The sequence below is a fragment of the Rickettsia sp. genome, assembly GCF_965035265.1.
The window spans coordinates 1-10987 of the sequence record NZ_CBCDJS010000044.1; the positions used below are offsets into that span (position 1 = coordinate 1).

The following is a 10987-nucleotide window of genomic DNA, read 5'->3' on the forward strand; positions in this document are numbered from 1 at the left end:
TATTTTAAGAATAGTATACAACGTAAAATACTGAAATTATTAAAATATATATTATGATGACTATAATAGAACTCTTGGCTAAGTTCTGCTTTTTGCTTATAAAGTTTTTAACTTTTTTAGGTAAAATATTTATAAAATGTTGTACAGGATTATTTAAAAAAAGTAAAATTCTAACTTATAATCAAAAAACATATTTAAATGTTCCTTATCATGAAAAAGACCAAGCAAAACGCTTGGGAGCTAAATGGGACTCGGCAAAGAAGAGTTGGTTTGTACCTAGCGGTGTAAATATAGATTTTTTTGCAAGATGGTTACCTCTCACATCATTATTTAACTTAAAAGCCCCATATTTTTACTTAGCACAAACAAAATGTCAATGTTTTAAGTGCGGTAAAAATACTAAAATTAATGCTATTGTATTGCCTGAAGATTTTGAAGTATTAAATGATGAAGAAAGTGAAATAGAAGAAGAACTGGTATTTGCTTGTATGGATTATGTTTCAATTATTTCCTATATACAAGGTATTTCTTCGTCTGCTTATTCAGAAATATTAAAATATACTAATAATTATGCTATAAATTACTCTGCTACAGTAAATGCACGATATTTTATGTCCACATGTCAAAGTTGCGGAGTAGTTCAAGGAGATAACTATAGTATTCAGGAGTTCAATTCTCCTTTTTCACCTGTAGAAGTCGAAGATTTTTCTAAAATTTCTTTCAAAAAAATTCTTGTCCCTATTACGCTTGATGCTAGTGATTGGAGTATTGGATATCCACCTATTGAATATTATTTAGGTGATCATACCGTTGACGGAATGATGTATGTGACAAGTAACGGTTTTATAAAAAGATGATTGAAAATAATATTACGTTAATCCCCGCTGCACTTACCGATTATCCTCCAATCCAAAACATGGCACGGTTTTATATATATGATATATCACGTTATTGTGGCTTTACCTCAGATGAATATGGTTGGACATTGCCACAAGATGGTTTATATGAAGCTAATGATTTTAAAAAATATTTTATCGAATCAGATAGAAAAGCTTACTTAGTTAAAGTAAATGAGGAAATAGCAGGTTTTGTATTGCTTAATAAAGTTGGAACGCATGATAAAATCGATTGGAATATAGGGGAATTTTTTATTATAGCTAGATTTCAAGGTAAAGGTGTAGGGTATCAAGTAGCACAGCAAATTTGGCAAATGCACCAAGGACTTTGGGAGATTTCAGTTATTCCTGAAAATAAACCGGCATTAATATTTTGGCGAAAAGCCATTAACGAATTTACTAAAGGTAATTATCTTGAAGAAGTTAAACTTGTTCAAATGAGTGATTATAAAGCTGAAAGAGTTATTTTCGAATTTGATACCGATATATTATGAATAAACTACCCTACCCTTATCTCTGCTTCTGTTAAATCCTTTAAAGTACGTGAGCCGGTGCATAGCATGGTAATTTTAAGCTGCTCGATTATTAATTGTATCTCTTCGGAAAGCAAGCTTTCTGATGCATCAGCCGCTTTTAAAAATTGACCGGCAAGTCCAAAAATATTAGCTCCCATACGAATTGCTTTTGCACCGTCAATTCCTGATTTTAACCCGCCACTAGCAATAATTGGAATACTTCCCGAAACTTCTCTCACCATTTTTAGAGAATCTAAAGTCGGAATGCCCCAGTTAATAAAGCTACTAGCTATACGATTTTGTAATGAATTTGTAGCACGATAAGCTTCTACTTTACTCCACGATGTTCCACCGCTCCCTGCAATATCAAGAACCTTAACCCCTGTCCTTATAAGACTCTCAGCAACTTTTTTAGATAAACCATATCCTACTTCTTTAACGATTACCGGGACAGAGAGGTAATTAACCACCTCTCTTATCTTAGGTAAAAGATTTTCCCAGTTTCTATTACCTTCCGGCTGAGTCAGCTCCTGCAATACATTCAGGTGTAAAATTAAGGCATCGGCTTTGGTAATATCAACTAAATACTGACATTCTTTTGGCGTTACTCCGTAATTAAGCTGCACTGCCCCGATATTGGCGAGTAATGGGATATCGGGAGCTATATGTCTTACGGCAAATGTTTTAATCGTATCCGGCTTTGTTAGCAGAATCCGCATAGAGCCAAGCCCCATAGCAATACCGGCTTTTTGGGCGGCTTGTGCAAGTCGATAGTTAATATCTCTAGCTCTAGTCGTACCTCCGGTCATACTAGAAATTAGGATAGGTGCTTGCAAAGATTTTCCAAGGAAAGTAGTAGTGGTATCTATGCTATCGTAGTTAATTTCCGGTAATGCGTTGTGAATAAATTGAATAGATTCAAAACCGCTTTTAAGTGTAGATTCAACGTTTTTTGTAAGATTAATTTCAATATGGTCTTGCTTTCTTTCTATGTCTAAATTTTGGCTTTTTGGCATTTTCTTACTAATTCTGCTTTATGGATAATCTATAACAATATTTCTAGCTTTGCAAAATATATTTCTTTACTATTTTCTAATTCTTATTATAACTTTTAGTATATAATTAATACACTTAGATAAATTTATGAGTAATAATGCTGAGTTAATAAATCAAAGTTTGATAGGAGCATTTGGATATTTTGGATTGCAAGAACTGCAAATAGATAAGGTAAATTATTATTTAATACATACAGGGTGTAATCATCCTTTATGGAATATGATTGTATTGCCTGATAAAGTAAATACAGCTCAAATGGATAAAATGGAAGGAGTATTTAAACTTAAGCATTTACCGTTTGCTTGGTGGGTTGACGAAAAGAATCTATCTTCTGAAATGTTTGAGCGTTTCCAAAACGGTAAATATACTGATTTTGGTAATATACCCGGAATGGTTTATGAGCTTAAAGATTATCATGAGCAAACTATAGATAATAAAAATATTAAAATTATTACTGAAATAGAAGAGTATAAAAAATGGATTCAAGTATTAATGAAGTCATTTGGATTTAGTGATGATGTTTATAATCTTTATTTTGATAAATTATCAAAATTTATTGGAGATAATAAAACATTTATTCCGCTTGCAGCATATGAAGAAAATAAGATTGTTGCAACCGCCTCTATAATTTTTGCAAACGGCATAGCAGGTTTTTATAACGGCTCAACGATGCCGGAATATAGAAATCGTGGTATTGCAAGTGATTTATATAAGGCTAGGTTTAAAATATTAAAAGAAATGGGAATAGATAAGGCAATAATTCAAACTTCACCGATGGCAACTTCGCTTGCTGAAAAATTAGGCTTTAAGAAATATACAAATTATAAGATATATTGTCAAAGTTAGAATTATTGCTTTAATTCTTTAAGCATTAGCACGTCGTTAGTCTCTTGAATTATTTTAAATCCTGCTTTTTCATAAGTTTTAATAGCAGCGATATTTTTTCTGTCTGGATCAACTAAAACATGAGTATATTGCTTATCTATAAAATTTTCTAAAAAAGTTCTTAGAGTAAGTAGCCCTACCCCTTTATTTAAATATTCAGGCTCACCTAAAAAGAAATCAATTGCTGCTAACTTTGAAGGTAAATTGATTAATGGGCTTGAGTGCTCAAAATCGTAAGCATTATAAATTTGGATGTATCCTATAGGAGTACGGTCTGCTTCTATAATATAAGCTTGTATATTTTTAAGCTCATTATTTTCTAGCTTATACCCTCTGATATAACTTGAGTATTTTTGTTCGATCAATTCTAAACTCCATTTTATATCCTCATCCCACCATAGCTTCACATGCGGCGTTTCTAACCATTTTAAAAGAAGCAAAAAATGAGAAGTAGAAAGTGGAGTAAAACTTATGTTCATATTAAAGTTTATTAAGGGAATTAATGGTTAAGGATTTTAAGTTATCGTAAACTTCTTTGCGATCGCCTATTTTTAGTACTAAAATTAATAATATTTTATGTTCTACTTGATAAATTATTCGATAATTTCCTATTCTTAAACGGTATAAATTATCTATACCGGATAGCTTTTTTATCCCTACAGGTAAAGGTATGGTTTTTAAATCTTCGAGTTTTTGGATTATAGTGAGCTGTAATTGTTTAGGTAATTTTTTGAGTTGCCTTTGAGCATTGGGGGCAAGCTCAATTCTATATTCAGCTTGCATATTTATAATATTTCTTTTTTAAATTCTTCTAAAGAAATAGTACCTTTTAGCTTTGCTTCTTTAATAGCTTCTTTAGCTTCTCGTAAATCTAATTTATTTTCAATCATTTCTATTAGCTTCAAATCTTCTATAGGCACTACTGCGGCTAAGTCTTTACCTCTACGGCTTAAAACTATTCTTTCTTTTCCATAACTACTACGATTTATTATTTCTGAAAAATGCTCCCTAGCAATTGAAGTAGTAATATTAGACATATATACCTATATTGTTAATTATAACTATATTGTACAATTCGTACTAATATCTTGTCAAGTTTATTAATAAGCTTCATATGCGACATTCCTAACCATTTTAAAAGAAATAAAAAATGAGAAGTAGAAAGCGGGGTAAAGCTTATGTTCATATAGCAGCATTATACCATTCTAAAGCGATATTTATTAGCTTTGGGTTTAATTTTTTCAATTAACTGCCCTTCCACAGCCTAAGAAGTTTTTATTACCTATGCCGAAATCAAGAGTTATCGTATGACCTGATTTAGATAAATATTTTCTTTGAATCTCTGATAAATCCTGTTCCTTTTGAAGAATATCCGATAAGAGAAAACAAACCGGTTCACTATTTATAAAGCCAACCCAGTAATTAGTTGTTCCATAAAAATAATGCTGTTTTTTACCGGTAATAAAGTTTAAGATATCCTCTTTATGCTCTTTGCTATTATCCCAAAACTCTTTTATATGCAGTTCCTCAAGCCAGCTAAAAATAATTTCTTTATGAGTTAAATTAGCTTTTTCAAAATGGATATTCATATATATAATCTATAGTATGGATAGATTCAAAAACAATATAATTAGTATATATAAAGAGCAAGGAGAAATTTGGCTTGAAAAGTTACCTGAAATTGTAGCAGAATTAGCTAAAGAATGGAATTTGTCTAACCTTAGACCTATAGATAATTTGTCTTTCAATTATGTTCTATCAGGGTATCAAAATAATAAACCTATTATACTGAAACTAAGTTTTGCTGCTAAAGACTTAGTAAGTGAAGCGGAAGCTTTAAAAGCTTTTGCAGGTTTTGGTGCTGCAACTATTTTAGTACAAAAAGATAATGCTTTATTACTTGAGAGAGCAGTACCTGGTATTTCTTTAAAATCCTATTCATTAGATAATAAAATTGCTATAGCTTGCTCTGTTATGAGCAAGCTTCATAGAGCATCTATACCAAAAATTCATCAATTCCCTAATATCAAGGATCAGCTAAAAGCTTTAGATAAAGAATGGGATTTGCCTAAAACTTATTTACAAAAGGCAAGAAAATTGAGAGATGAGCTTCTTCAAAATTCTGAACCTCAAATTTTACTTCATGGTGATTTACATCATGAGAATATACTACAAAATGGCAAGCAATGGTTAGTAATTGACCCTAAAGGAGTAATTGGATATCCTATAAATGAAGTATGGGCATTTATTATGGATATAGAGAAAGATACCGAATTTGTAACAAATTATTTTGATTTTAAATTACAAGAGGTTAGAAGCTGGTATTTTGTCCAGCTTATGCTTGCTATCTGTTGGAATCTTGAGGATGGAATAGAAAATGAGTTATTTTTAAAGCTTGCCGATAAAGTATATAGACTAGGTTAATTATTTTTAATATACTCTTGTGAAATAAAGAGTCAGTATACGAAAATCAACTTGGAAAAGAGTAATCGGTCTGTAAGCCGAGGAGCGGAGCGTATAATAAACGTTCAGCACCTGAGGACTTACAAAGACGACTCAGCCAATTTTGGGGGGTCATCGAGTATACCAATATAAATATCAATTACAGCATTATTTGAATCACTACTTCTTTCGTCATATATTTCAAAGTCAGCTACGTAAGCTCTTTCTCCTTCTAACATTGCTGTATCCATCTTCCATATTTTTTGCCACATATCAATAACGACTTTAGGCATTCGATCAGGAGTGGATGTAAATTTTGCATAAGTTTGCATTGGAATAGTAAGAGTTGAAAACTCTTTATCTATATTCTCAAAAGAAGTAACTTCTACTCCAAGAAAATAAGTATATTCCCCGGTAGCATCACTCTCATAATTTGTATAAACTGCAAAAACTTTTTCTGGAGTTTTTCTATTTAGGATTTTGTCTTGTAATTTGTCTGCAAAAAATCGGTGCATTGTTGCTCCTATTTTTGCAATATCAGCGTTCATTTCTGCTGTGTTTGAGGTACGAGCTGTAATACCAACTAATTTAATTTCTGATAATTGTATAATTACTTTATTCATTTTATAGCCCCTTAATTAACTTAGTGGATTAAGCGTGAAGATGTTTGGCGTGTTTGGAAAGATATTAATAACTAGCTAAGTTTACCTTGTAGAAAGCTCTGTGAATTTAGCTGTATTTATAAATTTATCGAAAATTTTTGATTGGTGGAGCCAGAGGGAATCGAACCCTCGACCTCTTGAATGCCATTCAAGCACTCTACCAACTGAGCTATGACCCCGATATAGTCAATTGATTTGGACTCGCCTACATCGTTACTCGTCGCTCTCCTATTAGTTATAGGCTTCACTTCTCGTTCCTTGTATGCAAATCCTACTGAATTGACTATAACAAATTAATTTTCTTATACTATAATAATCAAATTAAATCTATAAGATTTTTTGTAAAATTCTTTAAGCATTGTTAACTAAGTATAGATTAATTAGAAATTAACGTCTGAGCTACGGAAAAATTAAAAATTTTGACGAAGCAATCCAGTAAGAAAATGTTAAGGTTAGCACTTTTTATTATTTTTCTGGATTGCCACAGTCACTTCGTGGCTTCGCAATGACGAATCTATATTTAGTTAGCAATACCAATCCTTTATTTTGTTAACAGTGTCATAGCATCTCTAGAAGAAATTATATTATCTACTAATCCAAATTTTTTTGCTTCTTCCGGTGACATGAAATTATCGCGTTCCATACTTTTTTCCACATATTTTATATCTTGACCGGTATGCTTACTATATAACCCGTTAATTAACCTTTTGATTTTCATGGTTTCTTGAGCATGAATTTCTATATCAGTAGCCTGTCCTTGGTAACCTCCTGACGGTTGATGGATCATAATACGGCTATTAGGTAAACTATAACGCATTCCTTTTTCACCTCCGCAAAGTAAAAATGCCCCCATAGAACAAGCTTGACCTATACATAATGTAGCCACTTTAGGCTTTATATATTGCATTGTATCATAAATTGCAAGACCTGCGGTTACAACTCCTCCAGGGGAATTGATATACATATATATATCTTTTTCGGGACTTTCTGCTTCAAGAAACAATAATTGTGCAACGATTAAGTTTGCCATGTGGTCTTCAACAGTACTACATACAAAGATTATACGCTCTTTTAACAATCTTGAATATATATCATAAGCACGCTCACCGCGTGATGTTTGTTCGATTACTATCGGTACGTACGACATTAATATTTTCTCCTGAAATTTGATTAATTAAGATGTCATACCGTGGCTTGACCACGGTATCTAAAAAACAATAAAAAATACTAAAATTATTAGTATTTTTAACTGGATCCCGCGATCAAGTCGCGGGATGACAATCAGAAGGTCGACCCATGCAAGTAAGCCTGTAATAAAACTTCTACTTCTTATCTTCTAAAGCATTCGCAAGTATATCTCCCATATTGGTAGTATTCTCACTAGACCCGTATTCTTTGAGAGCTTTTTGACGTTCTGCTATTTTATGAGCTTTTACCGATAATAAAATTCTACCGGTTGATTTCTCAATAGAAGCAACTTTAGCTTCTATTTCTTCGTCTACTTTAAACATTTCAGGTTTCTGTTCGTCTTTTTCATCCGATAGTTCAGTTCTTTTAATAAAACCTGCTACTTTATTGTTTAATAGTACTTCGAGTCCATCATCTTTAACTTCTGTTATAAGGGCTTTAACTATTGCGCCTTTTTTATATTCGTCACTGATTTCTTGATATGGATTTGGGGATAATTGTTTTATACCTAAACTGACTTGTTCTTTTTCAATATTAATGGCTAAAACTTTGCATTCTATTTCGTCACCTTTTTTATACGATTTTAGAAGTTCTGTTCCCTTATCTTCCCAGCTAATATCACCTTCATGAATCATACCGTCCATATTATTACCGAGTGCAACAAAAATACCAAAATCCGTAATATTTCTAATTGGTGCTTTAATTATAGTGCCGACAGGATTATTTTCGGCGAACTTTATCAAAGGATTTTCTTGGCATTGTTTAATACTTAAAGAAACACGATGCTTTTCAGTATCAACCTCTAAAACTACGAATTCTATTTCTTGACCGATAGTTAGCGTTTTTCTAGGATTCTGATTAGATTTTAACCAACTGATTTCACTTGAATGAACAAGCCCCTCAAGTCCGTCTTTTAATTCTATAAATACGCCGTAATCAGCAAAATTTGTAACTTTCCCGATCATTTTTTTACCGACGGGGAATTCTTCTTTAATTTTTTCCCATGGGTTAGAATCAAGTTGTTTTATACCAAGTGATATTCTTTTGGTTTTTTCATCAAACTTAATAACCATTACTTTAACCTTTTGGTTAAATTCTAGCACTTCTGAAGGATGGTTAACTCTACCCCAAGAAATATCGGTTAAATGTAATAAACCATCAACGCTTCCAAGATCGATAAACGCACCGTAATCAGTAATATTTTTTACTGTTCCTTCTAACACCATTCCTTCTTTAATTTTGGATAGCATCTCGTCTCTAGCTTCGGAACGTGATTCTTCTAAGATAGCTCTTCTAGAAACTACTATATTACCAAGCTTTTTATCCATGCTTAAAATTTTAAACGGTTGCTTGATATTCATTATAGAAGTAGGATCTTTAATAGGTCTGACATCAACTTGACTTCCAGGTAAGAATGCTACTACGCCCGATAAATCTACGGTAAAGCCTCCTTTCACACGACCGAAAATCGTACCGTCGACAAATTCGCCCTTGGAACACATGATCTCCAGTTGTCCCCATAATTCTTCTTTAATTGCTTTTTCACGGCTTAATATCGTTCTACCGTTACGTCCCTCAATTTTCTCGATGAAAACTTCAACTACGTCCCCAACTTCAGGTAAAGATAAAAATTCAGACTTAGGTATTCTACCTTCGTTTTTTAATCCAACGTCAACAATAATCATATCGTTTTTTATTTCGATTACTTGACCTTTAACTACCGTTTTTTCTTTTATATGGCTTGTATCAACGGTTTCAAGCATTTTAGAAAAATCTTCTTCAAATTCGTGATTAATTGCTGCAAGTTGTGGAACAAATCGTTGTTTTAGTTTTATTGACATATTTTTCTCGTAATATTAGCTAAAGTGCTTAGGCTAATAAGGTTTTTTAAAGGGTTAATAAAATTGGATGCCATTGCATGGTCAAAAAAAAGCGTTCTTGTCATTCCCGCGTAGGCGGGAATCCAGTGTAAAGCGAGATAAATCGAGCTTTTAGTTCTAAAAATTCAAAATATTTGTACTTTTTTATTACTGGATTCCCGCCTACGCGGGAATGACATACTAGCCATGCAACAACGCCATAAAATTGAATAAAATAACCTAGCACTTATTTCAAGTTATTTTATTCTTTAATGTAATTTATTACTTCTTCTACGACTTCCATAGCCGAAAGCTCTGAAGTATCGATAATTAAAGCATCTGAAGCCGGTAATAACGGTGCAACTTTTCGCTCTTTATCTCTTTTATCTCGCAAAATTATTTGCTGTAAAATCTCATCGAGTATACATGCTTTTCCTTTTGCTTGCAACTGCTTATATCGTCTTTCAGCCCTAACATAAGGATTTGCAGTTATAAAAATCTTTAAATCGGCATCAGGTGCAACAACAGTACCTATATCCCTACCCTCCATAATAATTCTTGGCGTTGTTTTTACTAGATTAATCAGATATTTATTTAGATTATTTCTAACCTCACCTATTATAGCAATTTGCGATGCTATATCTCCTATATTCTCGTTCTCTAAGTCAAGATTATTATCGAGTTTTAATTCTTTAGATAAAGCAATGACTGCATCTATATTTGTGACATTTATTTTTTGACTAATACAGTCAAAAGCAAGCTGCCTATAAACAATACTTGACTGAAAATATTTAAGAGAAAATTTCTCAGCCAGTATTAAACCGATAGTCCCTTTACCTGAAGCAGCAGGACCATCAAGAGAAATAGTAAAATTTTGAGAAACATCAAAGGCTTTAGTTTTTAAATTCACCATAAAATTATAGATTAAATAATAAAATATTATAAATAGTGTAAATAAAGCTTGAAATCTAGTACATTATGCAATAAATATAAAATTCAAAAGTTATTACGGGTGATTAGCTCAGTTGGTTAGAGCATTACGTTGACATCGTAAAGGTCGGTGGTTCGAGTCCACTATCACCCACCATTCTTTATTTTCATGTTATTCTGCACCATCACTCAGAACCTTTGATGTCTCTTGATGTCCTCCTAATAAGCTAGTGTCCTTATTCTCTTTCTCTAGTAAAAAAGTAGTATCCCAACTATTAGAATTATCTTGAGAGTGCTTAGAATTTTCATTATATCGCTTATAAATATAACCTATTAAAGTTATTAATGCAGCCCCTCCTATAATGAACCCTACAAAATCTAAGAGTAATGAATTATTATCTGAAGTATATAATGGCCTGAAAAAACTGAACAAAAAAATAGTTAGGTTTGCTTGGTAATAAGTTAGAATAGACCAAATAACTTAAGAGGTAAGAATGACTAAGAAACAGTTTCGGAATTTCAGTGCCGAAGAAAAGACCAAGATAGTATTAGAA

The 10987-nt window shown here is 32.2% G+C and carries 14 protein-coding genes and 2 tRNA genes; 5 read left to right on the top strand and 11 right to left on the bottom strand.

Annotation, left to right across the window (positions count from 1 at the left end):
- The first annotated feature begins 53 nt into the window (after positions 1-53).
- Both AC1Z7D_RS03930 and AC1Z7D_RS03935 read left to right on the top strand, forming a co-directional pair.
- A complete protein-coding gene (locus AC1Z7D_RS03930; protein ID WP_482602159.1) occupies positions 54-857 on the top strand; it encodes a DUF5710 domain-containing protein in 804 nt (267 codons plus the stop codon).
- A complete protein-coding gene (locus tag AC1Z7D_RS03935; protein ID WP_482602161.1) occupies positions 854-1390 on the top strand; it encodes a GNAT family N-acetyltransferase in 537 nt (178 codons plus the stop codon). The genes AC1Z7D_RS03930 and AC1Z7D_RS03935 overlap by 4 nt, the downstream gene beginning before the upstream one ends.
- Before the next feature lie 5 nt (positions 1391-1395).
- Here the strand turns inward: AC1Z7D_RS03935 and fni are convergent, their stop codons facing one another.
- Positions 1396-2427: a type 2 isopentenyl-diphosphate Delta-isomerase gene (gene fni, locus AC1Z7D_RS03940; protein ID WP_482602163.1), complete on the bottom strand. Its 1032-nt coding sequence runs from the start codon at positions 2425-2427 to the stop codon at positions 1396-1398.
- A 127-nt stretch (positions 2428-2554) separates the two neighbouring features.
- Here fni and AC1Z7D_RS03945 point away from each other — a divergent pair, with 127 nt between their 5' ends.
- Entirely contained in the window at positions 2555-3313 is a 759-nt protein-coding gene (locus tag AC1Z7D_RS03945) for a GNAT family N-acetyltransferase (protein ID WP_482602165.1), read from the top strand.
- A gap of 2 nt (positions 3314-3315) precedes the next feature.
- Here the strand turns inward: AC1Z7D_RS03945 and AC1Z7D_RS03950 are convergent, their stop codons facing one another.
- From AC1Z7D_RS03950 to AC1Z7D_RS03965, 4 genes are all read right to left on the bottom strand, one after another.
- Positions 3316-3831, bottom strand: coding sequence for a GNAT family N-acetyltransferase (locus AC1Z7D_RS03950; protein ID WP_482602167.1), 516 nt, complete (start codon positions 3829-3831; stop codon positions 3316-3318).
- Between the two features lies 1 nt (position 3832).
- The gene (locus tag AC1Z7D_RS03955; RefSeq protein ID WP_482602169.1) at positions 3833-4135 is read right to left on the bottom strand and encodes a type II toxin-antitoxin system RelE family toxin; all 303 of its coding nucleotides are present in this window, start codon (positions 4133-4135) and stop codon (positions 3833-3835) included.
- Positions 4136-4137: 2 nt separating this feature from the next.
- Entirely contained in the window at positions 4138-4389 is a 252-nt protein-coding gene (locus AC1Z7D_RS03960) for a type II toxin-antitoxin system Phd/YefM family antitoxin (RefSeq protein ID WP_482602171.1), read from the bottom strand.
- Positions 4390-4593: 204 nt separating this feature from the next.
- The gene (locus tag AC1Z7D_RS03965; RefSeq protein ID WP_482602173.1) at positions 4594-4941 is read right to left on the bottom strand and encodes a hypothetical protein; all 348 of its coding nucleotides are present in this window, start codon (positions 4939-4941) and stop codon (positions 4594-4596) included.
- Between the two features lie 16 nt (positions 4942-4957).
- Between AC1Z7D_RS03965 and AC1Z7D_RS03970 the strand changes: the two genes are divergently transcribed.
- A complete protein-coding gene (locus AC1Z7D_RS03970) occupies positions 4958-5776 on the top strand; it encodes an aminoglycoside phosphotransferase family protein (protein ID WP_482602175.1) in 819 nt (272 codons plus the stop codon).
- A gap of 119 nt (positions 5777-5895) precedes the next feature.
- Here the strand turns inward: AC1Z7D_RS03970 and AC1Z7D_RS03975 are convergent, their stop codons facing one another.
- The 5 genes from AC1Z7D_RS03975 to cmk form a co-directional block, all read right to left on the bottom strand.
- On the bottom strand, positions 5896-6417 hold the full coding sequence (locus AC1Z7D_RS03975; RefSeq protein ID WP_482602177.1) for a GyrI-like domain-containing protein: 522 nt from the start codon (positions 6415-6417) through the stop codon (positions 5896-5898).
- A gap of 142 nt (positions 6418-6559) precedes the next feature.
- Positions 6560-6635, bottom strand: a tRNA-Ala gene (locus tag AC1Z7D_RS03980).
- 362 nt (positions 6636-6997) lie between these two features.
- Entirely contained in the window at positions 6998-7603 is a 606-nt protein-coding gene (gene clpP, locus AC1Z7D_RS03985; protein WP_482602179.1) for an ATP-dependent Clp endopeptidase proteolytic subunit ClpP, read from the bottom strand.
- Positions 7604-7778: 175 nt separating this feature from the next.
- Positions 7779-9485: a 30S ribosomal protein S1 gene (locus AC1Z7D_RS03990; RefSeq protein WP_482602181.1), complete on the bottom strand. Its 1707-nt coding sequence runs from the start codon at positions 9483-9485 to the stop codon at positions 7779-7781.
- A 280-nt stretch (positions 9486-9765) separates the two neighbouring features.
- On the bottom strand, positions 9766-10416 hold the full coding sequence (gene cmk / locus AC1Z7D_RS03995; protein WP_482602183.1) for a (d)CMP kinase: 651 nt from the start codon (positions 10414-10416) through the stop codon (positions 9766-9768).
- A 97-nt stretch (positions 10417-10513) separates the two neighbouring features.
- Here cmk and AC1Z7D_RS04000 point away from each other — a divergent pair.
- Positions 10514-10590: transfer RNA gene (locus tag AC1Z7D_RS04000), tRNA-Val, on the top strand.
- 15 nt (positions 10591-10605) lie between these two features.
- Here the strand turns inward: AC1Z7D_RS04000 and AC1Z7D_RS04005 are convergent.
- On the bottom strand, positions 10606-10866 hold the full coding sequence (locus tag AC1Z7D_RS04005) for a hypothetical protein (RefSeq protein WP_482602185.1): 261 nt from the start codon (positions 10864-10866) through the stop codon (positions 10606-10608).
- Between the last annotated feature and the right edge of the window lie 121 nt (positions 10867-10987).